This window comes from Streptomyces sp. DF42 (assembly GCF_058267695.1).
In genome coordinates, this window is sequence record NZ_CM177859.1 from 1199399 (window position 1) to 1224800 (window position 25402).

At 72.1% G+C, this 25402-nt stretch carries 23 protein-coding genes and 1 pseudogene; 17 read left to right on the forward strand and 7 right to left on the reverse strand.

The window, feature by feature from the left end; genetic code table 11:
• The first annotated feature begins 1 nt into the window (after position 1).
• From ACYUED_RS05530 to mug, 8 genes are all read left to right on the forward strand, one after another.
• On the forward strand, positions 2–2569 hold the full coding sequence (locus tag ACYUED_RS05530; protein ID WP_491291193.1) for an ABC transporter permease: 2568 nt from the start codon (positions 2–4) through the stop codon (positions 2567–2569).
• A 129-nt stretch (positions 2570–2698) separates the two neighbouring features.
• Positions 2699–2878, forward strand: coding sequence for a hypothetical protein (locus ACYUED_RS05535; RefSeq protein WP_491291194.1), 180 nt, complete (start codon positions 2699–2701; stop codon positions 2876–2878).
• A gap of 56 nt (positions 2879–2934) precedes the next feature.
• Entirely contained in the window at positions 2935–3360 is a 426-nt protein-coding gene (locus ACYUED_RS05540) for a GNAT family N-acetyltransferase (protein WP_491291195.1), read from the forward strand.
• Between the two features lie 156 nt (positions 3361–3516).
• A complete protein-coding gene (locus tag ACYUED_RS05545) occupies positions 3517–4872 on the forward strand; it encodes a hemolysin family protein (protein ID WP_491291196.1) in 1356 nt (451 codons plus the stop codon).
• Complete coding sequence (locus ACYUED_RS05550) at positions 4869–5882, forward strand: hemolysin family protein (protein WP_491291197.1); 1014 nt, start codon at positions 4869–4871, stop codon at positions 5880–5882. Before ACYUED_RS05545 ends, ACYUED_RS05550 begins: the two co-directional genes overlap by 4 nt.
• 67 nt (positions 5883–5949) lie before the next feature.
• Positions 5950–6732, forward strand: coding sequence for an SGNH/GDSL hydrolase family protein (locus ACYUED_RS05555; RefSeq protein WP_491291198.1), 783 nt, complete (start codon positions 5950–5952; stop codon positions 6730–6732).
• A gap of 308 nt (positions 6733–7040) precedes the next feature.
• Positions 7041–8483, forward strand: a complete 1443-nt coding sequence (gene purB, locus ACYUED_RS05560; protein ID WP_491291199.1) for an adenylosuccinate lyase — start codon at positions 7041–7043, stop codon at positions 8481–8483.
• A complete protein-coding gene (gene mug, locus ACYUED_RS05565; protein ID WP_491294146.1) occupies positions 8480–9031 on the forward strand; it encodes a G/U mismatch-specific DNA glycosylase in 552 nt (183 codons plus the stop codon). The genes purB and mug overlap by 4 nt, the downstream gene beginning before the upstream one ends.
• On the opposite strand, the gene ACYUED_RS05570 is transcribed toward mug, so the two are convergent.
• From ACYUED_RS05570 to ACYUED_RS05580, 3 genes are read right to left on the reverse strand one after another with little or no spacing between them, the layout of a single operon-like run.
• Positions 9009–9419 (reverse strand): hypothetical protein, encoded by a 411-nt coding sequence (locus ACYUED_RS05570; RefSeq protein WP_491291200.1) that lies wholly within the window; start codon positions 9417–9419, stop codon positions 9009–9011. The two genes, mug and ACYUED_RS05570, sit on opposite strands and share 23 nt — an antisense overlap.
• A 41-nt stretch (positions 9420–9460) precedes the next feature.
• The gene (locus ACYUED_RS05575) at positions 9461–10189 is read right to left on the reverse strand and encodes an ABC-2 transporter permease (protein WP_491291201.1); all 729 of its coding nucleotides are present in this window, start codon (positions 10187–10189) and stop codon (positions 9461–9463) included.
• Positions 10190–10191: 2 nt separating this feature from the next.
• Positions 10192–11112 carry an ABC transporter ATP-binding protein gene (locus ACYUED_RS05580; protein WP_491291202.1) on the reverse strand — a complete coding sequence of 307 codons (921 nt, stop codon included), beginning with the start codon at positions 11110–11112 and terminating at the stop codon, positions 10192–10194.
• Between the two features lie 108 nt (positions 11113–11220).
• On the opposite strand from ACYUED_RS05580, the gene ACYUED_RS05585 reads away from it, so the two are divergent.
• The 3 genes from ACYUED_RS05585 (at position 11221) to ACYUED_RS05595 (ending at position 14356) form a co-directional block, all read left to right on the forward strand.
• Positions 11221–12378: a sensor histidine kinase gene (locus tag ACYUED_RS05585; RefSeq protein ID WP_491291203.1), complete on the forward strand. Its 1158-nt coding sequence runs from the start codon at positions 11221–11223 to the stop codon at positions 12376–12378.
• Between the two features lie 14 nt (positions 12379–12392).
• Positions 12393–13055: a response regulator transcription factor gene (locus ACYUED_RS05590; RefSeq protein WP_491291204.1), complete on the forward strand. Its 663-nt coding sequence runs from the start codon at positions 12393–12395 to the stop codon at positions 13053–13055.
• A 143-nt stretch (positions 13056–13198) separates the two neighbouring features.
• Entirely contained in the window at positions 13199–14356 is a 1158-nt protein-coding gene (locus ACYUED_RS05595) for an ROK family protein (protein WP_491291205.1), read from the forward strand.
• A gap of 70 nt (positions 14357–14426) precedes the next feature.
• On the opposite strand, the gene ACYUED_RS05600 is transcribed toward ACYUED_RS05595, so the two are convergent.
• Both ACYUED_RS05600 and ACYUED_RS05605 read right to left on the reverse strand, forming a co-directional pair.
• A complete protein-coding gene (locus tag ACYUED_RS05600) occupies positions 14427–15188 on the reverse strand; it encodes a GntR family transcriptional regulator (protein WP_491291206.1) in 762 nt (253 codons plus the stop codon).
• Between the two features lie 190 nt (positions 15189–15378).
• Positions 15379–16263: an RNA polymerase sigma-70 factor gene (locus ACYUED_RS05605; protein ID WP_491291207.1), complete on the reverse strand. Its 885-nt coding sequence runs from the start codon at positions 16261–16263 to the stop codon at positions 15379–15381.
• A 120-nt stretch (positions 16264–16383) separates the two neighbouring features.
• Between ACYUED_RS05605 and ACYUED_RS05610 the strand changes: the two genes are divergently transcribed.
• Complete coding sequence (locus ACYUED_RS05610; protein ID WP_491291208.1) at positions 16384–17037, forward strand: NADPH-dependent F420 reductase; 654 nt, start codon at positions 16384–16386, stop codon at positions 17035–17037.
• 111 nt (positions 17038–17148) lie between these two features.
• Complete coding sequence (locus ACYUED_RS05615; protein WP_491291209.1) at positions 17149–17979, forward strand: alpha/beta fold hydrolase; 831 nt, start codon at positions 17149–17151, stop codon at positions 17977–17979.
• Between the two features lie 93 nt (positions 17980–18072).
• On the opposite strand, the pseudogene ACYUED_RS05620 reads toward ACYUED_RS05615, so the two are convergent.
• Positions 18073–18918, reverse strand: a pseudogene (locus tag ACYUED_RS05620) (DMT family transporter); the annotation flags it as partial.
• Between ACYUED_RS05620 and pdxR the strand changes: the two are divergent.
• The 3 genes from pdxR (at position 18909) to ACYUED_RS05635 (ending at position 23653) form a co-directional block, all read left to right on the forward strand.
• On the forward strand, positions 18909–20381 hold the full coding sequence (gene pdxR, locus ACYUED_RS05625) for a MocR-like pyridoxine biosynthesis transcription factor PdxR (RefSeq protein WP_491291210.1): 1473 nt from the start codon (positions 18909–18911) through the stop codon (positions 20379–20381). The pseudogene ACYUED_RS05620 and the gene pdxR overlap by 10 nt on opposite strands.
• A 186-nt stretch (positions 20382–20567) precedes the next feature.
• The gene (locus ACYUED_RS05630; RefSeq protein ID WP_491291211.1) at positions 20568–22151 is read left to right on the forward strand and encodes an alkaline phosphatase D family protein; all 1584 of its coding nucleotides are present in this window, start codon (positions 20568–20570) and stop codon (positions 22149–22151) included.
• A gap of 194 nt (positions 22152–22345) precedes the next feature.
• A complete protein-coding gene (locus ACYUED_RS05635; RefSeq protein WP_491291212.1) occupies positions 22346–23653 on the forward strand; it encodes a GNAT family N-acetyltransferase in 1308 nt (435 codons plus the stop codon).
• A 3-nt stretch (positions 23654–23656) separates the two neighbouring features.
• Here ACYUED_RS05635 and ACYUED_RS05640 read toward each other — a convergent pair whose 3' ends face one another.
• Complete coding sequence (locus ACYUED_RS05640; protein WP_491291213.1) at positions 23657–24847, reverse strand: trans-sulfuration enzyme family protein; 1191 nt, start codon at positions 24845–24847, stop codon at positions 23657–23659.
• 59 nt (positions 24848–24906) lie between these two features.
• Here ACYUED_RS05640 and ACYUED_RS05645 point away from each other — a divergent pair, with 59 nt between their 5' ends.
• Positions 24907–25398 carry an Lrp/AsnC family transcriptional regulator gene (locus ACYUED_RS05645; protein ID WP_491291214.1) on the forward strand — a complete coding sequence of 164 codons (492 nt, stop codon included), beginning with the start codon at positions 24907–24909 and terminating at the stop codon, positions 25396–25398.
• Positions 25399–25402: the final 4 nt, after the last annotated feature.

Below are 25402 nucleotides of genomic sequence, written 5' to 3' on the forward strand. Positions count from 1 at the left end.
CGTGCTGAAGGCAACGCTCCGCAGCTTCCTCGCCCACAAGGGGCGGCTGCTGCTCTCCGCGCTGGCGATCGTTCTGTCCGTGGCGTTCGTCGCGGGCAGCCTGATCTTCTCCGACACGGTCACCCGGACCTTCGACCGGCTGTTCGCCTCCACCTCCGCCGATGTGACGGTGGAGCCGAAGGAGGACCTCAAGTCGCAGGTGCCGACGGGGGCGGTCGACACCGTGCCCGCCTCGCTCGCCGCCCGGGTGGCGAAGGTCGCCGGGGTCGCGTCGGCGCACCCGGACGTGAGCGTCCAGAACATCACCGTCGTCGACAGCAGGAACAAGTCGGTCGGGCCGACCACCGGCGCGCCCACCATCGCCTCCGACTGGTACCTGACCGCACGCAGCCCGGTGAGGCTGACCTCGGGGCACGCCCCGCACGGCCGTGGCGAGGCGCTCCTGGACGCCGACACCGCCGACAAGAAGCACGTGCGGATCGGCGACACCCTGACCGTGCTGGCCCAGCCGGGCAGCTTCAAGGTCGAGATCGTCGGCATCGCCACCTTCACCACGACCAACCCGGGTGCGGCCCTGGTCTTCCTCGACCCGAAGACGGCCCCGACACAACTGCTCGGCTCGGCGGGCAAGGCCACCGGCATCTCGGTCGACGCGGCCAAGGGCGTGAGCGACGCGACGCTCAAGAGCCGGGTCACCGCCGCGGTCGGCACCCGCGGCTACGACATCAGGACCGCCGACGAGCAGGCCAAGTCGGCGGCGCAGGACCTCGGCGGATTCCTCGACGTCATCAAGTACGTGATGCTCGGCTTCGCCGGGATCGCCGTCCTGGTCGGCGTCTTCCTGATCGTCAACACGTTCTCCATGCTGATCGCCCAGCGCACCCGTGAACTCGGACTGCTCAGGGCGCTCGGCGCGGACCGGCGCCAGGTGCGGCGGTCCGTGCTCACCGAGGCGCTTCTGCTCGGCCTGGTCGGTTCGACGCTGGGTCTTGCCGCGGGCATCGGGCTCGCGGCCGGGCTGATCAAACTCATGGGCACGTTCGGCATGAACCTCAAGACGGCGGAGATGGTGGTCGGTTGGGGCACCCCGGTGGCGGCGTACGTCGTCGGGGTCGGCGTCACCTTCGTCGCGGCGTACCTTCCGGCCCGGCGCGCGGCGGGCGTCTCGCCCATGGCCGCGCTCGCGGACGCCGAGATCGCCGGTGTGGGGCGGCCGTTGCGGACGCGGGCGATCGTGGGCGCGGTGGTCGGAGTGCTCGGCGCGGCAGCGCTCGTCGGCTGTGCCACCGCGTCGAAGACGGCCTCCGCGGCCTCCCTGCTGGGGCTCGGCGTCGTCCTGACGCTGATCGCGACCGTGATCGCGGGCCCGATTCTCGTCCGCCCCGTCATCCGGGTCCTCGGCGGAGCCTTCCCCGCCCTGTTCGGCCCGGTCGGCCGCATGAGCCAGCGCAACGCGCTGCGCAACCCGCGCCGCACGGGTGCCACCGCGGCCGCCCTCATGGTGGGCCTGGCCCTGGTCGGCGGCATGTCGGTGGCCAGCGCCTCCATGTCCAAATCCTTCGACCAGCAGATCGACAAGACCCTCGGCGCCGACTTCATCGTCCAGAACAGCAACTTCGTGCCGTTCTCCCGGGAGGTCACCGACAAGGTGCGCGACACGCAGGGCGTGGGGGACGTGGTGCGGCAGCGGTTCACCCCGCTTGCCGTACGGCTGCCGGACGGCAAGCGCGTCAAGACGACCGCCGCGGGCTACGGCGACGGGGTCGACGACGTCGCACACGTGACGTACGCGGCCGGAAACACGGCGGCGGCGCTCGCGGACGGCAACATCGCCATGGACGTCGAGTTCGCGAAGGACCACCACGTCCGGATCGGCAGCACGATCCCGGTCGAGTTCCCCGCCGGACGGAAGACCACCCTCAAGGTCGCCGCCCTCACCGACCAGGGCGGCGCCAACGGGTTCGGCATGCAGGGCGGACTCTTCGTCGGCCTCTCGACGATCGAGAAGTACGTCCCCGGCGGCCAGGACTCCGCGCTCTACGTCAACGCCGCCCCCGGCACCAGCGCCGACCAGTTGCGCTCCCGCCTGGAGAAGACGCTCGACCCGTACCCCCAGGTCCAGGTCCGCGACCAGGCCGACTACAAGAAGCTGGTGCACGACCAGATCGCCGTACTGCTCTATCTCGTGTATGCGCTGCTCGGGCTGGCGATCATCATCGCGGTGCTCGGTGTCGTCAACACCCTCGCCCTGTCGGTCGTGGAGCGCACTCGGGAGATCGGGCTGCTGCGGGCCATCGGGCTCGCCCGGCGGCAGTTGCGCCGGATGATCCGGCTGGAGTCGGTGGTGATCGCGGTGTTCGGCGCGGTGCTGGGCCTCGCACTGGGCCTGATCTGGGGCGTGTGCATCCAGCAGGTGCTGGCGCTGCAGGGCATGAAGGCGCTCGCGATCCCGTGGACCACGATCGCCGCGGTGGTGGTCGGTTCGGCGGTGGTGGGCATCGTGGCGGCGCTGCTGCCGGCGTTGCGTGCATCCCGCATGAATGTGCTGGCGGCCATCGCGCACGAGTGAGGGAATCGGGGCACGTTCTCAAGTCGCTTGCCGGTGAGGAGAGTTCGTGCCGCATCCGTTCCGCTTCGGTGCCGGCCTGGTGGCCGTCGCCGACGACCGTGCGGCAGCGTCCGGCCGCTCGTGGAGCGGGTGCCGGGAGCCACCGTGGAGCAGGCGCTGGAGCTGCCGATCCTGCTGGTCGGCACAGTGGACCGGATCGTCGCCCAGGTGCCGGCCCAGCGGGAGCGGTACGGCTTCTCGTATCTGACGGTCCTGGAGCCGTACATGGAGGCCTTCGCTCCGGTCGTCGCGGAACTCGGCGGCCGCTGACCGTCCGGATGCTGGAATTCGAGGTCCGGCAGGGGCGTGCGTGATGGGATCGCCCCATGACTGATCTGCGCATACGGGCCGCGGAGTCCACCGACCTCGACACCGTCCTCGCCTTCTGGAAGACGGCCGCCGAGGGGACGAGCATCAGTGACGACCGGGCGGGCGTGGAGCGGCTGGTCGCGCGCGACCCCGAGGCCCTGATCCTGGCCGAGCGCGACGGGGAGCTGGTCGGGACGGTGATCGCCGGCTTCGACGGGTGGCGCTGCCATCTGTACCGCCTCGCTGTGGACCCGGAGCGTCGGCGGCAGGGGATCGGTTCGGCGCTGCTGGCCGCGGCCGAGGAGCGGTTCGTACGGCTCGGTGGGCGACGCGGGGACGCGATGGTGCTGGCGCGCAACGAGACCGGGCAGCATGCCTGGCGGGCGGCCGGGTACGCGCCCGAGGACCAATGGCGGCGCTGGGTGAAGCACCTCACCCACTGACCACCTTTGCCGTTCCTTTACTATTGGGGGACGGTTACGGTCCTCCAATGAAAGGTGTGAGCGTCCGCCCATGGGCGAGCCTCCCAGTAGTGCACGCAGTACCCGACGTCGCGCGATCCATCCGCCCCTGTCCGACGATGGGACGGAGGTGACCCGATGACCGAAGTGCTCCTCCTGCTGGTGGCGATCCTGCTGTCGCTGGCCTGTGGCGCTTTCGTCGCGGCCGAGTTCTCGCTGACCACGGTCGAGCGGGGCGCGCTGGAGCGGGCGGCGGAGCGCGGCGAGCGGGGCGCTTCGGGCGCCCTGAAGGCCGTGCGGAGTCTGACGTTCCAGCTCTCCGGCGCCCAGCTCGGCATCACTGTCACCAACCTGGTCGTCGGCATGCTCTCCGAGCCGTCGATCGCGAAGTTGATCGCGGGTCCCCTTGAGGCGCTCGGCATCTCGCACTCAGTGGCGAGTTCCCTCGCCCTGGTGCTCGGTACGGCCCTGTCGACCGTGTTCCTGATGGTCGTCGGCGAGCTGGTGCCCAAGAACTGGGCGATCTCCTCGCCGCTGGCCGTCGCCAAGCGGGTGGGCAACGCGCAGCGCCTGTTCAGCGCGGCCTTCCGCCCCTTCATCAGCCACCTCAACAACACCGCGAACCGTGTGGTGCGACGCTTCGGCCTGGAGCCCACCGAGGAGTTGGCCTCCGCGCGCGGCCCCAAGGAGCTGGCGGCGCTGGCCCGGCACTCCGCCAGGGAGGGCGCCCTGGAGGCGGACACCGCCGAGCTGTTCGTACGGACGCTGAACCTCGCCGACCTGACCGCGGAGAACGTGATGACGCCCCGCGTCCAGGTCATCGCCCTGGAGGTGCAGGCGACCTGCGAGGACGTGGCGAACGCGACCCGGGCGACCGGGCTGTCCCGGTTCCCGGTCTACCGCGGCAACCTCGACTCGGTCGTGGGCACCGCGCACATCAAGGACGTCCTGGCGATACCGGTCGAACGCCGCACCCGCACCCGTGTCTCCGACGTGATGCGCGAGCCGCTTCTCGTCCCGGAGTCCCTCACCGTCGACCGGCTGCTCGACCGGCTCTCCGGCAAGCGCACCATGGCCGTCGTCATCGACGAGTACGGCGGCACGGCGGGCGTGGCCACGCTGGAGGACATCGTCGAGGAGGTCGTCGGCGAGGTGCGGGACGAGCACGATCCGCACGAGACGCCCGATCTGGCTCCCGCGGGCAGTGACGACGAGGGCCGCTCGCTGTACTCGGCCGACGGTTCGGCGCGGATGGACCAGCTCGCGCGCGTGGGGCTGAGGGCGCCCGAGGGACCGTACGAGACGCTGGCCGGTCTCGTCGCGGCGGAGCTGGGCCGTATCCCGGCCGTGGGTGACCGCGTGGAGGTCGCCGACTGGCGGCTCGATGTCGTGGACGCCGCGGGGCGCCGGGCCGCGCGGGTGCTGATGCACGCACCACTGGACGGCGCGGACGCCCGGGACCACACGATGGACGAGCAGGGGGACGCCCGATGACCGCCGTGCAACTGCTGATCGGCTTTGCGACCCTCGTCGTCAACGCCTTCTTCGTCGGCGCCGAGTTCGCGCTGATCTCCGTCAGGCGTTCGCAGATCGAACCGTATGCGGAGGAGGGCGACCGGCGGGCGAAGAGCGTGCTGTGGGGTCTGCAGCACGTGTCCGCGCTGTTGGCGGCCGCGCAGCTCGGCATCACGCTGTGCACGCTGGTGCTGGGTGTCGTCGCGGAACCGGCGATCGCTCATCTGCTGGAGCCGGTGTTCCACGCCGTGGGCGTGCCGACCGGTGCCGGGCACGCGGTGTCCTTCGTGATCGCGCTGGCCCTGGCGACGTATCTGCACATGCTGCTCGGCGAGATGGTGCCGAAGAACATCGCCCTGGCGGAGCCGGTGCGCAGCGCGCTGCTGCTCGGTCCGCCGCTGGTCACCCTGGCCCGGGCGCTGCGACCGGTGATCTTCACGGTCAACGCCTTCGCGAACACCCTGCTGAAGCTGCTGCGGGTGGAGACCAAGGACGAGGTCGCGGCCACCTTCTCGGACGCCGAGCTCGCCCGGATCGTGCGGGACTCGGGCGAGGCGGGCCTGATCGACGACCGCGCGCGGGAGCGGCTGAACGACGCGCTGGAACTGGGCCGGCGCCCGGTGCGCGACGTGGCGCTCCCGCAGGAGAGCGTCGTCCACGCGCGCGTGGGCGTGACGCCGGAGGAGCTGGAGCGGCTTTCGGCCGAGTCGGGCTTCTCCCGTTTCCCGGTGGTGGACGAGGGCCGCCGCATCGTCGGCTACCTGCACGTCAAGGACGCGCTGGACGCCTCTCCGAGGGACGTGCCGTTCCGGGTGCGGGACATGCGGGCCATCGCACGCGTCCGGGAGAACACACCGCTGGACGACGTGCTCACCGCGATGCGGGGCAGCCGTACCCACCTGGCGGCCGTGCTCGGCGACGACGGCCGGCTGTCCGGACTGGTGACCATGGAGGACGTGCTGCAGGAGCTGTTCGGGCAGCGGGCGTGAGCCCTCGGACGAGACGACCGGGCCGACCGACCGATGGGTATGGAACCGGGTTACCATCTTTTCCGCCATGCAGACGAACCCCACACACACCAGCCTGGTCGCGGTCGGCGACTCCTTCACCGAGGGCATGTCGGACCTGCTTCCCGACGGCTCCTACCGGGGCTGGGCCGATCTCCTCGCCGGGCGGATGGCCGCCGTCTCCCCCGGCTTCCGGTACGCGAACCTCGCGGTGCGCGGCAAGCTGATCAGACAGATCGTCGACGAGCAGGTCGACGTGGCGGCGGCCATGCGCCCCGACGTGATCACGCTGGTCGGCGGGCTCAACGACACCCTGCGTCCCAAGTGCGACATGGGACGGGTACGGGATCTGCTCACCGAGGCCGTCGAGCGCCTGGCCCCGTCCTGCACACAGCTGGTGCTGATGCGCAGCCCGGGCCGCGAGGGACCGGTCCAGCAGCGCTTCCGGCCGCGCATGGAGGAGGTGTTCGCCACCATCGACGAGCTCGCCGCACAGCACGGCGCGGTGGTCGTCGACCTGTACGGGGCTGCCTCGCTCTCCGACCCGCGCATGTGGGACGTCGACCGGCTGCACCTGACGGCCGAGGGGCACCGCAGGGTCGCCGAGGCGGTCTGGCAGACGCTCGGTTACGACCCCGAGGACGCCGAGTGGCACACGCCCATGGCGGCGACCACGCCTCCGGGCTGGGCCGCGCGACGGGTTGCGGACGTCCGCTTCGCCCGGCAGCACCTGCTGCCGTGGATCGGCCGCCGGCTGACGGGCCGCTCCTCCGGCGACGGCCTGCCGCCGAAGCGTCCCGAGTTGCTCCCGTACGAGGAGCCGACGGCGTAGGAGATTGCCGACCGGGGGCCCTTCGAGGCGTTTCGCCCCCGCCGCCCCTACCCGTCCGTCCCTGGGGCTCCGCCCCCCTGACCCCCGCTCCTCGAACGCCGGAGGGGCTGTTTCCAGCCCGTCCGGCGTTTGAGGACAAGGCCCGTTCAGGGCCGAGGCGGGGGTCCGGGGCAGCAGCCCCAGGGACGGGACGGACAGGGGCTGGAACCATCCGGCCACCGAACCTCTGGCGTGACGCAGGACTCGTAGGTTCCGCCAAAGACGCCTGTGGCGCTGGCCTGCACGAATCGCCAGTAGAATCCGTACACGTGACTTCTGCGCCCGCCAAGCCCCGCATCCCGAACGTCCTCGCCGGACGCTACGCCTCCGCCGAGCTCGCCACGCTCTGGTCGCCCGAGCAGAAGGTGAAGCTGGAGCGGCAGCTCTGGCTCGCCGTGCTGCGGGCCCAGAAGGACCTCGGGATCGAGGTGCCGGACGCGGCGATCGCCGACTACGAGCGTGTCCTCGACACCGTCGACCTGGCCTCCGTCGCCGAGCGCGAGAAGGTCACTCGGCACGACGTGAAGGCGCGGATCGAGGAGTTCAACGATCTCGCCGGGCACGAGCACGTGCACAAGGGCATGACCTCCCGCGACCTCACCGAGAACGTCGAGCAGCTGCAGATCCGGCTCTCGCTGGAGCTGGTGCGCGACCGCACGGTGGCCGTCCTGGCACGCCTTGGCAAGCTCGCGGGCGAGTACGGCGAGCTGGTCATGGCCGGCCGCTCCCACAACGTGGCCGCGCAGGCGACGACGCTGGGCAAGCGCTTCGCGACCGCCGCCGACGAGTTGCTCGTGGCATACGGCCGGGTCGAGGAGCTGCTCGGGCGCTACCCGCTGCGCGGCATCAAGGGCCCGGTCGGCACGGCGCAGGACATGCTGGACCTGCTGGGCGGGGACGCGGGCAAGCTCGCCGACCTGGAGAACCGGATCGCCCGGCACCTGGGCTTCTCGCAGGCCTTCACCTCGGTCGGCCAGGTCTACCCGCGCTCGCTGGACTACGAGGTCGTGACCGCGCTGGTGCAGCTGGCAGCCGCCCCGTCCTCGCTCGCCAAGACGATCCGGCTGATGGCCGGGCACGAGCTGGTGACCGAGGGCTTCAAGCCGGGCCAGGTCGGCTCCTCCGCGATGCCGCACAAGATGAACACGCGGTCGTGTGAGCGCGTCAACGGCCTGATGGTCATCCTGCGCGGCTACGCGTCGATGACCGGCGAGCTGGCCGGCGACCAGTGGAACGAGGGCGACGTGTCCTGCTCGGTGGTACGCCGAGTGGCTCTCCCGGACGCGTTCTTCGCTCTGGACGGTCTGCTGGAGACGTTCCTGACGGTGCTCGACGAGTTCGGCGCCTTCCCGGCGGTGGTCGCGCGTGAACTGGACCGCTACCTTCCCTTCCTCGCCACGACCAAGGTGCTGATGGGCGCGGTGCGCGCGGGCGTCGGGCGTGAACTCGCGCACGAGGCCATCAAGGAGAACGCCGTCGCCTCCGCGCTCGCGATGCGCGAGCAGGGCGCCGAGCGCAACGAACTCCTCGACAAGCTCGCCGCCGACGAGCGCATCCCTCTCGACCGTGCCCAGCTCGACGCTTTGATGGCCGACAAGCTGTCCTTCACCGGTGCCGCGGCCGACCAGGTCGCCGCGGTCGTCGGCCGCATCGAGGAGATCGTGAAGCAGCACCCGGAGGCCGCGGGGTACACCCCGGGGGCGATCCTCTGACCCGCTTCACCCAGGCCGAACTGGAGGCCGCCCGCGACCGCCTCGTACCGGACGTGGTCGCGGACGGTCTCGGTGTGCTGTTCTGCGGCATCAACCCGGGGTTGATGACGGCGGCGACGGGCCACCACTTCGCCCGGCCGGGCAACCGCTTCTGGCCCGTGCTGCACCTGTCCGGCTTCACGCCCAGGCTGTTGAAGCCGTCGGAACAGGGCGCGTTGCTGTCTTACGGGCTCGGGATCACGAACGTGGTGGCGAGGGCGAGCGCACGGGCCGACGAGCTGAGTGCGCAGGAGTACCGCGAGGGCGGGCGGCAGCTGGCGCTGAAGGTGGCACGACTGCGGCCGCGCTGGCTGGCCGTGGCGGGGGTGACCGCCTACCGGGCGGCCTTCGACGACCGCAAGGCTCAGGTGGGGCCGCAGGAGCGGACGATCGGGGAGACGCAGGTGTGGGTGCTGCCGAATCCGAGCGGGCTGAACGCGCATTGGACGGCTGAGACGATGGCGGAGGAGTTCGCGCGGTTGCGGGTCAGGGCGGGTCTGTCTCGGTGACCACGGCGACGAGCTGGACTTCGTCCGCCTCGTCCCGGTCGGCGACGGCCACGGCGGCCCAGCGACCGGTCCCCACCACCTCCCAGCCGTAGGCCGCGCGCGCGCGTGCGCTGAGAGCGGCCCACGGCTCCGGTATCTCCTCGCGCTCGGTGCGCAGCAGGACCGTCTGCAGGTTCCAGGCAGCGGTTTCACCCCAGCGCGGCGCCAGTTCCTCGTAGATGGCGTCCCGGACCTTCTCGTACTGGTCCACCGTCACCGCTCGCTCCGCGCTGTCGCCGCCTCTGAGGCCATGACTGCTCTCTAACTCCGCGATGTGGTACCCCTGCTCCGCCGGAAAGGGGCGGAAGCACAGCTCTTCGATGCGGGCGATGTGCCGTGCGATGTTCATGTGGTCCAGTAAACCGGCCGGCACTGACAATTGGTGAGGTGTCAGGCATCCCGGCGCCGCACGCTCCACGCCCCGGCCAGCAGCGTGCCCCCCGCCCACAGCCCCGTCACCGCAAGCCCTGTCCACGGTCCGAGCATGCCGGTCCAGGTCTCGTGGAGTGCCACCTGGCCCGCCCGGTCCGGCAGGACGTCCGCGGCGGAACCGGACATGTCGCCGATGACGAAGGAGACGATGAGCAGGAACGGGATGAGGATGCTCAGAGTGGCGACGCCACTGCGCAGGACAGCCGTAAGTCCCGCCGCGAGCAGCGCCATCAGCGTCAGATAGATCCCGCAGCCGACGACTGCACGCAGTTCCTCGCTCCGGCTCAGCCCGTCGGCCTTCACCCCGAGGACGGCACTGCCGACGGCCAGACTCACAGCACCGGTGACCAGCCCGACCACCAGCACGGGTACGGCGATCGCCACCGCCTTGGCCGCGAACCACCGCCCGCGCCGCGGCACCGCGGCCAGGCTGACGCGCAGCGCGCCGCCCCGGAACTCGGACGACACCGCGGCCGTTCCGAACGCGATCGCCGCGATCTGCCCGAAGTTGACGCCGAAGAAGACGGAGAACAGCGGGTCGAAGTCCGCTCCGTCGCTGTCGGCGCCAGCGCCGGCGAGGGTGGAGAACAGGGTGGTGGCGAGCAGCACTGCGGCGAGGCCGCCGACGAGCGACCGCAGGGTACGGATCTTGAGCCACTCCGCGTGGAGTACGGGCGTGAATTCCATGGTCAGGCCTCCTGGGGCTGTGCGGTGAACTCGGTCTCTGCGCCGGTGAGGTCCAGATAGGCCTGCTCCAACGTGCCTTCCTCCGCGGCGAGTTCGAGGACGGGCACGCCGGCGGCGGAGACGAGGCGCCCGATGTCGTCCACGCGTGCGTGGTCCACGATCCAGTGCCCGTCCACGTGCTCCACCGCGTCGTGTCCGTGCCGTGCCAGGACGCTCTTGAGAGCGGTGGCGTCGGTCGTCCGGATCCGCACGCGTGGCTGCACGCGCGCGTCGATGAACTCCCGCATCGGGGTGTCGGCCAGCAGACGTCCACGTCCCAGGACCACCAGATGGTCGGCGAAGGACGCGGTCTCGTTCATGAGGTGGCTGGAGACCAGCACGGTGCGCCCCTCGCCCGCGAGCCGGCGCAGCAACGCGCGGATCCAGACGATGCCTTCGGGGTCGAGGCCGTTGGAGGGTTCGTCGAGCATGACCACCTCGGGGTCGCCCAGCAGTGCGGCGGCGATCCCGAGGCGCTGGCGCATGCCGAGGGAGTACGTCTTCACTCGTCGGCGCGCCACCGACGACAGCCCGGCCTGCGCCAGCACGTCGTCCACCCGGCGCCGCGGGATGCGGTTGCTCGCGGCCAGTACGCGCAGTTGGTCCCGGCCGGTACGGGAGCCGTGCGCGGCGTCCGCGTCGAGCAGGGCGCCGACGTGGCGCAGCGGTTCGCGGAGCGTGGCGTAGGCGCGGCCGCCGACCTTGGCGGTGCCGGAGGTCGGCCGGTCGAGGCCGAGCACGAGGCGCATGGTGGTGGACTTTCCGGCGCCGTTGGGGCCGAGGAAGCCGGTGACCTTGCCGGGGTGGACGGTGAAGGTGAGGTGGTCCACGGCCCGCCGGGTGCCGTACTCCTTGGTGAGGTTGTCGACGTCGATTCTGGTCATGGCAGCAGCGTCGCCGCCCGGGTGCGGTGATCTCCTCCCCCACGGGTGGAGATCCTCTCCCCCACGCGGGGGAAGCCGGTTGTCAGTGGCGGCTGGCACGATGACGAAATGGCCCGCCTTCTGCGCCCGTTGCTCCGGGGGACGACATACACGCGGCTGCTGCACCTGTGGGTGCCGATGCTCATCGTCAGCGTGTGGCTCTTCATCGACATGGCGACCTGGTGGGTGCCCGCGGCCGTGCTCGTGCCGGTCGGGTTCGTCCCGGCGGTGCGGTTGGGCGAAGGGGTGCAGGCGCGGCTGCTGCTGACACCGAGTGAGCAGGACTCGGGCATCTCCGTGCGCCCGGCGGCGACTTGGCGGGACCGGCTGCGCACCGTGCTGTGGCTCGAGCTGCGCATGACCCTGGGCGCGGTGGCCACGGCGAGCTGTGTATGGCTGCCCGATCTGGCCTACGAGCTGGCCCGGATCTCGCTCGGACACACCCCGGGCGCTGCCGTCCCGCTCCTGCGCGAGGCTCGACCGCACTGGGCGTACTGGCTGTTGGTGCCGGTTCCGCTCGTCGCGCTGTACGGGGTCGTCGTCGGCCTGGGTGAGCTGGTCACCGCCGTCGCGCGCCGCCTCCTCGGCCCGTCCGCCGCCGAACGCCTCGCAGCCTTGGAGGAGCGCACGGAGCAGCTTCTGGAGCGCAACCGGATCGCCCGTGAACTGCACGACTCGATCGGTCACGCGCTGACGGTGGCCGTGGTGCAGGCGGGTGCGGCCCGCGCGGCGGGCGACCCGGCCTTCACCGACCGGGCCCTGGCCGCCATCGAGGACACCGGGCGGGCCGCGCTGGAGGACCTGGAGCGGGTCCTCGGCGTGCTGCGGGAGTCGGAGCGGCCGGTGAGCAGCCGTCCGACGCTGGTGGAGGCGGACCGTCTCCTGGAGTCCGCGCGCGCGTCGGGCGCGAAGGTCGACTCGGACGTGTCCGGTCCCCTGGAGTCGATCCCCGGACCGGTCTCCCGTGAGGGCTACCGCATCCTCCAGGAAGCGCTGACCAATGTGCTGCGGCACGCGGGAGCCGTCCCCGTCCGCGTCCGTGTCAAGGTCACGGACGCCGCCCTCACCCTGGAGGTCCGCAATCCGCTGACCGCCGACATACCGGGGCCCGGCCGGGGCAGCGGGCTGCGCGGCATACGCGAGCGCGCGGCCCTGCTGGGCGGCCGCGCGCGAACCGGGCCGGACGAGGGCGACTGGCAGGTACATGTGGAGCTGCCGTTGAGCTGATCTACGCTGGCCGGATGCCGGTCACCGTTCTCCTCGTCGACGACGAGCCCCTCGTACGCGCCGGTCTGCGGGCCGTTCTGGAGGCGCAGCCCGACATCGAGGTCGTCGGGGAGGCCGCCGACGGGGCGGCGGTGATCCCGCTCGTCCGCCGGCTGCGGCCCGACGTGGTCGCCATGGACGTACGGATGCCGCTGCTGGACGGCATCGAGGCCACGCGTGCGGTGCTGCGGACGGTCGACGAGCCGCCGAAGATCCTCGTGGTGACGACGTTCGAGAACGACGAGTACGTGTACGAGGCGCTGCGGGCCGGCGCCGACGGGTTCCTGCTGAAGCGCGCCCGCCCGGCCGAGATCGTGCACGCGGTGCGGCTGGTCGCCGAGGGCGAGTCGCTGCTGTTCCCGGCCTCCGTGCGGCAGCTGGCCGCCGAGTACGGCGAGGGCGACGGCAACCGGGCGGCCCGGGACGCGATGGAGCGGGCCCGGCTGACCGAGCGGGAGGCCGAGGTGTTGCGCCTTATGGCCCGCGGGCTGTCGAACGCGGAGATCGCCGCCCGGCTGGTCGTCGGCACGGAGACGGTGAAGTCGCACGTCAGCGCCGTACTGGCGAAGCTCGGCGCGCGTGATCGCACCCAGGCCGTGATCGCCGCGTACGAGTCCGGCTTCGTGGCCCCGGGCTGATGGGGGCGCGGGGAACTGCGCGACGGGCCACGACGGCGCCGCGGACGAAAGACGGCACAGCGCGGCACTGCCAAGCGGCACTACCCAGCGGAGCGACCCGGTACGATCCGGCCAACACGCGCACGAGCTGGGAGGACGGGACGTTGGGGCAGCTGACCGGCGGGGACCCCTCGCTGCTGCGAAGGATCAACTCCGCGGTGGTGCTGCACGCGCTGCGTGCCACGGACGCGGCGACACTGACGGAGATCACCCGGGTGACCGGGCTGTCCCGGCCGACCGTGGAAGGTGTCGTCGAGGGCCTCATCGAGGTGGGTTACGTCGTCGAGAAGGCCGCCGACGAGAGCGTCGTACGGCGGCAGGGGCGGCCCGCGCGGCGCTTCCGGTTCCGGGCCGAGGCCGGACATCTGCTGGGCCTGGACATCGGGCCCCACCGCGTTGCCGCGCTCCTCGCCGACCTCGACGGACGGGTGCTCGGCTCGGTCGCCAAGGACGTCGACGAGACGGCTCTCGCCGACGAGCGCCTGGAGCGGCTGCGCACGGCGGTGGCCGAACTGCTGCGCCGGGCCGGGGTCGCACGCGGCTCGCTGCGTGCGGTGGGAGTCGCCACGCCCGGGATCGTCGAGGCGGACGGCACCGTGCGGCTGTGCGCCGCGCTGCCCGAGTGGACGGGGCTGCGTCTGGGCGAACGGCTCAGCCGGTCCTTCAAGTGCCCGGTGCTCGTCGAGAACGACGCCAACGCCGCGGCCGTCGCGGAGCACTGGAAGGGCGCGGCCACCGAGTCCGACGACGTCGTGATGGTGCTGGCCGGGCTGAGCCCGGGGGCCGGTTCGCTGATCGGCGGGCAGTTGCACCGTGGGTACGGCGGGGCGGCCGGCGAGATCGGCGCGCTGCATCTGCTGGGCCGCGAGGTGACCCCCGAGACGCTGCTGTCCACCACCGACGAGCCGCTGCACCCGCTCGACGAACAGGCCGTCGCCGAGGTCTTCGCGCAGGCCCGGGAGGGAGACCAGCGGGCCCGCGCGGCCGTCGACCGCTTCATCCAGCGGCTCGTCCACGACGTGGCCGCCCTGGTCCTGGCCCTCGACCCGGAACTCGTCGTCATCGGCGGCTGGGCGGCCGGCCTGGACGGCGTACTGGAGCCCCTGCGCCGCGAGTTGGCACGCTACTGTCTGCGCCCGCCGAAGGTCACCCTGTCGCTCCTCGGCGAGGCCGCGGTGGCGACCGGCGCGCTCCGGCTGGCCCTGGACCACGTGGAGGAGCAGCTGTTCGCGGTCGAGGGCACGATGACGGCGCGGCGCTGAGACCGGGGCACGCAAACGTGCTGTGCCCCGGAGCGGCTCCGGGGCACAGCACGAGTGACGTGTACGCGCGTCAGGACGCCTGGCGCTCGGGTCCCTGGTGGATCTCCACGCCTCCCGAGTCGCCGAAGGTCAGGCGGCAGGTGTCCGCCCTGTAGGTGGCGACGGACAGGGCCGCGGTGCGGCCGTCGGCGAGGAAGCGGGTGGTGACGACGAGCACGGGCGCCCCCGGCAGCCGGTCCAGTTCCTTGGCGTCGTCCGCGCGTGCGGAGCCGAGTTCCACGGAGCTGTCCTGACCCTCCAGCTCCAGCCGCTGCAGCTCGCGCAGCACCGCACGCGCGCGTGCCGGACCGGACGGCGCGTCTATGGCGGAGAGGTCGGGCACCGACGACGCCGGGATGTAGAGGAGCTCCGCGGCGACGGGCTGGCCGTGGGACACACGGGAGCGGCGCACCGTGTACACGGTCTCCTCCGGGCCCGCCTCCAGCGCGGCGGCGACTGCCGCGGGCGGGGCCGCCGCCGTGCAGTCGACGGCCTGCCACACGTCCCCGGCCGCTCCCGGCCAGCCGTGCTGCTCCGTGCCGACGGCGACGCCCACACGCGGCGGGGCGACGGTCGTGCCGACACCGCGGCGGCGCTGCAGCCTGCCTTCCAGTTCGAGCTGTTCCAGTGCCTGGCGGAGCGTGGCGCGGGCGACGCCGAAGCGGGCGGCCAGGTCGCGCTCGTTGGGCAGGATCTCGCCCACGGAGAACTCGGAGTCCAATGCCTCACTGAGCACGGTCTTGAGATGCCAGTACTTCGGTTCCGGCACCGATTCCAGCTGCGTGGTCCCCACCCTGTCCTCCGCAATCGCCGTGGTCCGGCGGCGTTTTAGCGCCCTTGTTTATTAAAGGTTGTTGCACTTATCTGCGACCATAGGGCGGCCCAAACCCTTGGTCAAGACCAATCCTCGATCCCGTACGCACGGCGCGGGGCACCTGCCGCACAGCGTTCACACGGCGTTCGTACGGGGCCGGCCTCGCCGCCTAGATCTCGGCCAGCGACAGCAGCTTGTCCGGGTTGCGCATGATGTAGACCGCCTGGATGCGCCCCTCGAAGACGTCCACCTGGAAGACGCTGTCGGGCTTGCCTCCGGAGAGGACGACGACCGCGAGGCCGCCGTTGATCTCCATGAAGCGGAAGGACAGGTCCGGCACACCCTTCTGGGCGACCCCGACGAGGAAGCGGCCCACGTTGTCGGCGCTCTCCAGGACCCGCAGCGGTGCCCGGGACTTGCCTCCGCTGTCGCCCACCAGGCGCACATCGGGCGCGAGCAGCGCCATGAGGCCTTCCAGATCGCCCTCCCCGGCGGCGGCGAGGAACCGCTCGGTCAACTCACGACGCCGGCCGGGGTCGACCTCGTAGCGCGGCCGGCGCTCCTCGACGTGCTTGCGGGCCCGCCCGGCCAGCTGGCGCACCGCCGCCTCACCGCGCTCCAGCATGGCGGCGATGTCCGCGTACGGGTAGCCGAAGGCCTCCCTGAGCACGAACACGGCCCGCTCCAGCGGCGACAGCGACTCCAGGACGACGAGGACGGCCAGGGAGACGGAGTCGGCGAGCACGGCGCGCTCGGCGGTGTCCGGGACGGTGTCCCCGAAGTCGGTCACGTACGGCTCGGGCAGCCAGGGCCCGACGTACGCCTCGTTGCGCGCCTTGACCTGGCGCAGCCGGTCGATGGCGAGGCGGGTGGTGATGCGCACCAGATAGCCGCGCGGTTCCCGCACCTGGGCGCGGTCGGCGCCGGACCAGCGCAGCCACGCCTCCTGGACGACGTCCTCCGCGTCGGCCACCCGCCCGAGCATGCGGTAGGCGACGCCCATCAGGACGGGGCGGTGGTCTTCGAAGACGTCGGTTTCGGTGTCGGTGGTCACGGCACCATCCCATGCGACGCGCCCGGACATGTCCAGGAGAAATCGATGTGTCCCGGGTGTCCCGGAGCAGAATGGCCCGCGGGCCGCCGGGGGTCGGCGGCCAAAGTTGCGGAGGTGGCCATGCGGTACGCGGTTCTGGGCACGGGCGAGGTCGGCCGTACGCTCGGCGGAAAGCTTGCGGAGCTGGGCCACGAGGTGACTCTGGGGTCCCGCTCGAAGGACAACCCCACGGCCCTGGAGTGGGCGCGCGGCGCCGGCACGGGAGCACAGGCCGGCACGTTCGCGGAGGCGGCCTCGTCCGCCGAGGTGGTCGTGGTCGCCGTCGGCGGCCGGGTGGCGCTCACGGCGCTGGAGGCGGCGGGGGCGGAGAACCTCGACGGGAAGGTCGTCATCGACGTCTCCAACCCGATGGCGTTCGAGGACGGGGAGCTGAGGCTGTCGCCCGTCGAGTCGGACAGCGTGGGCGAGCAGATCCAGCGCGCGTTCCCGAACGCACGCGTGGTGAAGACCCTCAACACCGTCAACTCCAAGGTGATGGTGGATCCCTCGCTGGTGCCGGGCGAGCACCAGATCTTCGTGTGCGGTGCGGACGCGAGCGCCAAGGAGCAGGTCAGTGCTCTGCTCGGGGAGTTCGGGTGGCAGCCGCACCGGGTGCTCGACCTGGGTGGCATCCGGTCGGCGCGGAGCGTGGAGATGCTGCTGCCGTTGTGGCTGGACCTCTTCCGGAATCTCGGGCACGCGGAGTTCAACATCGAGGTGCGCAGGGGGCATTGAGGGCGGTGCGGCTGCGAGGTGGCCCCCGCCCGGGGGCTACCCGTCGGTAGCAATTGCTGACAAGCTGTCTACACGGCGTCCGCCGGCGAGCCCCAGACGAGGAGCACCCCCATGTCCGCCACCGTCTCCTTCAAGGTTCCCTCTCCCCGTGGCCCACAGCCCGTGACCGTGTCCTACGCGCGCGTGGGCGGCGGCGAACCGCTGCTCCTGCTGCACGGCATCGGTCATCACCGGCAGGCCTGGGACCCGGTGGTGGACATCCTCGCGACCGAGCGCGACGTGATCGCCGTGGACCTGCCCGGATTCGGCGCCTCCCCGGCCCTGCCGGACGGCCTCGCCTACGACCTGCCCACGACGACGGCCGTGTTCAGCGCGTTCTGCGAGGCCATGGAGCTTGAGCGTCCGCATGTGGCGGGTAATTCGCTGGGCGGTCTGCTCGCCCTGGAGCTCGGCCGCGAGAAGCTCGCGCGGTCGGTGACCGCCCTGTCCCCGGCCGGGTTCTGGTCGGAGGCCGAGCGGCGCTACGCCTTCGGGGTGCTGCTCACGATGCGGCAGATCTCCCGCCGGCTGCCGCTGCCCCTGGTGCGGCAGATGTCACGCTCGGCGGCCGGCCGGACACTGCTCACGAGCACCATCTACGCCCGGCCGGGCCGCCGTTCACCCGAGGCCGTGGTCGCCGAGACGCTGGCCCTGGCCCGGGCGACGGGGTTCGACGCGACTCTCACGGCCGGCAGCACCGTCCGGTTCACCGACGACCTCCCCGGCATCCCGGTCACGGTGGCCTGGGGCACCCGGGACATGCTGCTCGTGCGCCGTCAGGGGGTGCGCGCCAAGCGGCTCATCCCCCGGGCCCGGCTGGTGCGGCTGCCCGGCTGCGGGCACTGCCCGATGAACGACGACCCGGCGCTGGTCGCCCGCGTCATCCTCGACGGCAGCCGCTGACGGGGCCCGCCCGCGGGCCAACGCGCCGGATCCGAGGGCGACACCGGCGCCGACCAGCGCGCTGCCGACGGCCTGGGCGGCCCCGTAGGAGCCCGTTCCGACGAGTGGCGCCGTGCAGGCGGCGGCGACCGGGATGAGGCCGGAGAACAGCGTGGCGCGCTCCGCGCCGATCCGCTGCATCGCCATGTACCAGCACACGAAGCCGACGACCGTGACGACCGCCGCCTGCCACAGCAGCGCGGCGGCCTCGGTGGTGTCGGGGCGCCGCAGCCACGCCGTGCCGTCCATGAGCAGCCCGGCCGCCGCGGACTCGACGGCCGCGACACCGCACACCGTGGCCGACAGCAGCCGGGGCCCCAGGGGGCGCAGAACGGGAACGGCGAGTACGGCGAAGCCGACCTCGCCGGCCAGCGCGCAGGCGGAAAAGGCGATCCCGGTGCCGTCGGTGCGTCCCCACCCCTGGACCGTGAAGGCCCCGAAGGCGACCAGCAACGCCCCGTACAGGACCGTGCGCCGGGGCGTTCGGCCCTCGATCGCCGGGACCACGACGGCCACGACCACGGGTGCGCATCCGACGAGGACGCCGGGCACCGCCGGCTCGGCGGAACGCTCGGCCGCGATCACGGCCAGGTTGAAGCCGACCATGCCGACGGCGGCGAGGAGTGCGAGGCGGAGCCACTGACGGGGCGCGAGCCTCCGCAGCCGTGCCGTCGCTCCCGCGCCGGCCGACGGGAGGAGGAGCAGACAGGCGAGGCCGTAGCGCAGGAACTGACCGCCCGCGTACGGGTAGTGGCCCAGGACGCTGTTCGCAGTGAAGGAACCGCCGACGAGGACACAGGCGAGCGCGGCGAGAAGGGCTCCATGCGGGGTGGTGGCGTTCATGGCAGCGACGCTAGGGAGCACGGCGGCCCGGTTTAAGGTCCATTTCCATGACGCCATCGCAGACCAATCGGGACGGGAGCGCCGATCCGGCACGAGGCACGGATCCCGGTCGCGGCGGATCACCCGCCTGGGAGCTGCTCCTGCCCGCGGCCTCCGCGCCGGCACGCACGCGTGGACGTTCGCTGCAGGCCGCGCTGCGTGAGGCGGTACGGACGGGGAGGCTGGCGCCGGGCACCCGACTGCCGTCGAGCCGTGATCTCGCCGCCGATCTGGGGGTGTCGCGGGGGCTGGTCACCGAGGCGTACGAGCAGTTGACGGCGGAGGGCTATCTGCGCAGCGGGCGAGGTGCCGGCACCTGGGTGGGGGGTGCCGTGCGGGCCGCGCCCCCGCGCGCGCGTGATCTCGCCCCGCGCTCCCCCGGTGCGCGCGCCGACTTCGTGCCCGGCACGCCGGACCTCTCGCTGTTCCCGCGCGCCGCCTGGGCCGCTGCGCAGCGTGCGGTCCTGGCGGAACTGCCGCACCAGGACCTCGGCTATCCCGACCCGCGCGGACTGCCGCAGCTGCGTACCGTGCTGGCGGAGCTGCTGGCCCGCCGCCGGGGTGTCGTCGCGGACCCGGAACGGATCGTGGTCGTCTCCGGTGTGGCGCAGGCGACGACACTGCTCGGATTCGCGCTCCACGCGCGCGGGTTGCGCACCGTCGGCGTGGAGGATCCCGGGAGCCCTCAGCACGACGCGCTCTACGCCTCGGCCGGCGTCACGACCGTACCCGTGCCCCTGGACGACGAGGGGATCGCCGTCGGGCCGCTGCGGGACTCGGGCGTGAGGGCCGTCGTGACGACGCCCTCCCACCAGTTCCCCACCGGGATCGGGTACTCCGCGCGCCGCCGCACCGACCTGCTCGACTGGGCACGGTCCGTGGACGGGCTCGTCCTGGAGGACGACTACGACGGCGACTTCCGCTACGACCGCGCCCCGGTGGGCGCACTGCAGGGGCTCGACCCGGAGCACGTGGCCTACACGGGCTCGGTCAGCAAGTCTCTCGCCCCGGGTCTGCGGCTGGGCTGGCTGCTCGTGCCCCAGGCGCTGGCCGACGAGGTCGTGGAGCGCAAACGGACCATGGACCTCGGCCATCCCACCCTCGACCAGGCCCTTTTCGCCCGTTTCGTGGAGCGCGGCGACTACGACCGTCAGCTGCGCCGCTGCCAGCGCGCGTACCGCGAACGGCGCGACACTCTCGTGGCGGCGCTGGAGGAGCACTTCCCGGGCGCGGAGGTGTCCGGGATCGCGGCGGGGCTGCACGTCATCGCCGAACTCCCGCACCGGTACGGCCCGCAGGAGGACTTCCGCGCGCGCGTGGCGGCGGCGGGCGTCGCCGTACGCCCGCTGACGGACTACACGCACGCGCGTGGCGGGCACGACGGGGAGCGGGGCGTGCGGCTGGTGCTCGGATACGCGCATCTCTCACCCGCGCGGATCCGCGCGGGCGTACGGCTGATGGCCGAGGCGACGCCTATATGACGGCTGGGTGACCTGCGCGGAGAACGCCGAGTGGCTCATGCCCTTCGGCATCGCCCTCGCACCGCTCGCACACCGGTCTCCGTGCCCCTGCGGTCAGTTGTTCACCTGTGGTTTCCGTGTGCGCTGCGGCGCACCAGTAGGTCTGGCATCGCACACTGGCCGGATCCCGTCCCTGGAGGCGCATCCATGTCCCACCGTCCGTTCCCGGGCCGCCGTAGCGTGTTGCGCGGTTCCCTGGCCGCGTCGGCGGCCCTGACTCTGCCCACCGCCCTCGGCGCGGCACCGGCGTTCGCCCTGTCCGGGCGCCCCAAGGCGGGCTGGGGCGTGCAGGCGGGAGACGTGACCTGCGACTCCGGTCTGGTGTGGGTGCGCTCCGACCGTCCGGCCCGGATGGTCGTCGAGACGTCCGCGACCGAGTCGTTCCGCAACCCGCGCAGATGGCACGGTCCTCTGCTCGGCGCGGATTCGGACTTCACCGGTACGACCCGGCTGCGCGGGCTCCCGTCGGGCGAGCAGATCCACTACCGCGTCCTGCTCGCCGACCCCGACGACCCGCGCCGCACCGGCGAACCGGTGACCGGCACGTTCCGCACGGCGCCCGCCAGGCGGCGACATGACGTGAGGTTCGTGTGGTCCGGGGACCTCGCGGGACAGGGCTGGGGCATCAACGAGTCGATCGGCGGCTACCGCGTCTTCGACGCCATGGCGAAGGTGGACCCGGACTTCTTCCTGTGCAGCGGCGACAACATCTACGCCGACGGGCCCATCGCCGCCGCCGCCACGCTGCCCGACGGCAGCGTCTACCGGAGCGTCACCACCGAGGAGAAGTCCCACGTCGCCGTCACCCTCGACGACTACCGGGGCAACTTCCGCTACAACCTGCTGGACCAGGCGCTGCGCCGGTTCAACGCCCAGGTGCCGAACGTCATCCAGTGGGACGACCACGAGGTCCGCAACAACTGGTACCCGGGCGAGGTCATCGGCTCCGGCACGCCCTACCCGGCCGGCACGAAGCTCGACGACCTGGCGTTGCGCTCCCGGCAGGCCTTCTCCGAGTACTTCCCGATCTCCTCCCTCAGCAGGCGCCCGGACGGCCGGATCTACCGCGTCGTCAACCACGGCCCCCTGCTCGACGTGTTCGTGCTCGACATGCGCACCTACCGCAACGCGAACTCGCCGGACAACCGGACCACGGACCCTGTGGGCATCCTCGGCCGCGAGCAGCTGGAGTGGCTCAAGCGGGAGCTCTCCACGTCGCGTGCGGTGTGGAAGGTGATCGCCAACGACATGCCGCTCGGCCTGGTCGTGCCCGACGCGAACGAGGGCAAGCCGAACTTCGAGGCCGTCGCACAGGGCGACCCGGGCGCGCCGCTCGGCCGTGAGCTGCAGATCGCCGAGCTGCTGCGGTTCATCAAGCACCGGCGGATCACCGGCACCGTGTGGCTGACGGCCGACGTGCACCACACGTCGGCGCAGCACTACGACCCGTCGCGGGCCGCGTTCAAGGACTTCGAGCCGTTCTGGGAGTTCGTGTCCGGTCCGCTCAACGCGGGCGCCTTCCCGGCCAACGCGCTCGACGGCACGTTCGGCCCGGACCGGGTGTACGTGAAGGCACCGACGACCGCGAACGTCTCCCCCGCCGAGGGCTACCAGTTCTTCGGCGAGGTCGACATCGACGGGGACAGCGGCGAGCTGACGGTGCGTCTGCGCGAGTACGACGGCACCGTCCTGTTCACTCAGACGCTGCAGCCGGGCCGCGTCGGCCAGTAACTCCCGTATTCTTTCCCGTAGGCCGCGTACCGGCGTCATCCCCCGGTGCGCGGCCTTCGCGTGCCCGGGAGCGCGATCGGGCCGGCTACCGCACCACAAGCGCAAGAAGGCCTCCAAAAGGCGCATAACCACGCTTTACCCGTCGGTCACAAAGCGTTCGTGATCACGCAACACCGTTCCTTCACAGTGGTTGTATGAGTCGAGACATATCTGATGTGACGCGTGCGAAGCAGGACCGTCCCGTGCGGGCGGTCGCCCGGTCCGCCATGGAGGGGCTCCAGACGTGGTGGACACGCCGCCACGGTCACGCACCGCCGACGAGCGATACCGACGCCCGGTCGCTGTCGCGAAAGCAGCAGACCGGGCCGTCCGACGGGTCGCCGGCCACGCCGGAGGCCGCGCACGGCGAGAGCACGCTGTGGCGGATGCGGACGACGGTGCAGGACGAGCCGGGGTCGCTGGCCGCGCTGTGCACGGCGCTCGCCGGCCGCCGGGTCGACATCCTGAGCCTGCAGACGCATCCGCTGGCCGAGGGCACGGTGGACGAGTTCCTGTTGCGGGCTCCCGGTGAACTCATGGGCTCCGACCTCGCCCGGGTGGTGTCGCTGGCCGGGGGCGCCGACACCTGGATCGAGCGGGCCGACGCCCACGACCTGGTGGACGCGCCGACCCGGGTCCTGGGCCTGGCCACCCGCACCGCCCTGGACGCGGCGGAACTGCCGCTCGCACTGCGGCAGTTGCTCGGCCGGTGCACCATCCGCCAGCTGCCCGCCGCGCCGGTGGGCGGCGGCCGGGGCGCGGAGCAGGTGCCCGTGGAAGGGGCGCTGGAGGACACGGTGATGCGGCTGCGCGCGCCGGAAGGCGGACAGATCACCGTGGAGCGGCCGTATCTGCCGTTCACCCCGACCGAGTTCGCCCGGGCGCGGGCGCTGGTGGAGCTCGACGCCCGGCTCGGGCCGCGTGTGCCGGCCGGCCAGGACGTGCTGACGCTGCCCGAGGGCAACGAGATCACGGTGCGGCGGGCCGACGTACGCGACCTGGAGGCCGCGAAGGCGATGCACGAGCGGTGCTCGGCGCGGACGCTCGGCATGCGGTACCACGGGCCGGTCGGTGACGCGGACCGTTACCTGAACCACCTGCTCAGCCCACGGTTCGGCCGCACCCTCGCGGTGCAGACCGCGTCGGGCCGCGTCGTGGGCCTGGGCCATCTGCTGTGGGACGGGGACGAGACGGAGGTCGCGCTGCTGATCGAGGACAAGTGGCAGCGGCGCGGCATCGGCGCCGAACTGCTGGAGCGGCTGGTGGCGATGGCGGCAGAGGCGGGCTGCGAGAGCGTGTACGCCGTGACGCAGGCGTCCAACACCGGCATGGTCACGACGATGCGTGGCCTGGGGCTCCCCCTCGACTACCAGATCGAGGAGGGCACCCTGGTCATCACGGCCCGGCTGGGCACTCCGCTTGGAGAGGGCGCCGTAAGGGTCACCAACGCCGAAGCGCCCTGAAGGCTATGGGGCACCGAGCGGCTGCGCCGTGGCCGGCCGCGCGGTGCCCCGCGCCCCCGAAGGGGCGCGGACGCGCCCCATGGCGCCGTCCAAGTCCGCCCACAGGTCCTCGACGTCCTCCAGGCCCACCGACAGCCGCAGCAGCCGGTCGCTCACCCCGGCACCCCGGCGGTCCTCCGCGCCCACGATGCGGTGGCTGATGGAGGCCGGGTGCTGGATGAGGGTGTCGACGCTGCCGAGGCTCACGGCGGGGGTGACCAGGCGGACGCCCGCGATGACCTCGTGCGGGTCGCCGGCCACCTCGAACGCGATCATCGCGCCACCGATGCGCGGGTAGTGGACGCGGGTGATCCGCGGGTCGCCGGCGAGGCGGCGGGCGAGTTCGGCGGCGTTCGCGGAGGCGGCCCGGACCCGCACCGGAAGCGTCGCGAGGCCGCGCAGCAGCAGATAGCCGGCGAGCGGGTGCAGTACGCCGCCCGTGGCGAACCGGACCTGCCGCAGCCGCCCGGCGAACTCCTCGTCACAGGCCACCACGCCCGCCATCACGTCCCCGTGTCCGCCGAGGTACTTGGTGGCGCTGTGCAGCACCAGCCGCGCACCGTGTTCGGCGGGGCGCTGCAGTACCGGCGTGGCGAAGGTGTTGTCCGCGAGCAGCGGGACGGAGCCGCAGGCGTGGGCGACGGCCCGCAGGTCGACCTCGGCCAGGGTCGGGTTGGCCGGGGACTCGACCATCACCAGTCCGGTGTCGGGGCGCAGGGCGTCCGCGATCCCGGCGGGGTCGGTCCAGGTCACCTCGGAGCCGAGCAGTCCGGCGGTCAGCAGGTGGTCACTGCAGCCGTACAGCGGCCGTACGGCGACGACGTGGCGCAGGCCCATCGACGCCCGTACCAGCAGGACGGCGGTCAGGGCGGCCATGCCGCTGGCGAACGCCACCGCCGACTCGGTGCCCTCCAGACGGGCCAGCGCGGTCTCGAAACGGGCGACCGTCGGGTTGCCGAGGCGCCCGTAGACGGGCGGTCCCTCGGGCTCGGCGCCGGTGATGGCGAAGGCGTCGATGCGCGCCGCCTCGCCGCGGCTGTCGTACGAGGGATAGGTGGTCGACAGGTCGATCGGCGGGGCGTGCAGTCCCTGCCGGGCGAGGTCGTCGCGGCCGGCATGGACGGCTTCGGTGGCCAGTGCTCTCGTGGAGTCCATGGACGGAGAATGAACAACCACCGGGTTACGGGATTCGAACACCGTGCTACGTTCGACCAATGGCCGAATCTGTCGTACTGGATCCGGTGGATCTTCATCTGCTGCGGCTGCTGCAGAACGACGCCCGGACCACCTACCGCGACCTCGCCGCGCAGATCGGCGTGGCGCCCTCGACGTGCCTGGACCGCGTGACCCGGCTGCGCCGCTCCGGCGTGATCCTCGGGCATCAGCTGCGGCTTGATCCGGCCAAGCTCGGTCGGGGTCTGGAGGCGCTGCTGTCCGTGCAGGTCAGGCCGCATCGACGGGAGTTGGTGGGGCCGTTCGTGGAGCGCATCCGGGTGCTGCCGGAGTCCCGTACCGTCTTCCATCTGACCGGGCCGGACGACTATCTCGTCCATGTCGCGGTCGCGGACATGGCGGACCTGCAGCGGCTGGTCCTGGACGAGTTCACCTCGCAGCGTGAAGTGGCCCGCGTCGAGACCCGGTTGATCTTCCAGCAGTGGGACTGCGGACCGCTCCTGCCGCCTACGCCCTCGGCTCAATACGGGTGACGTG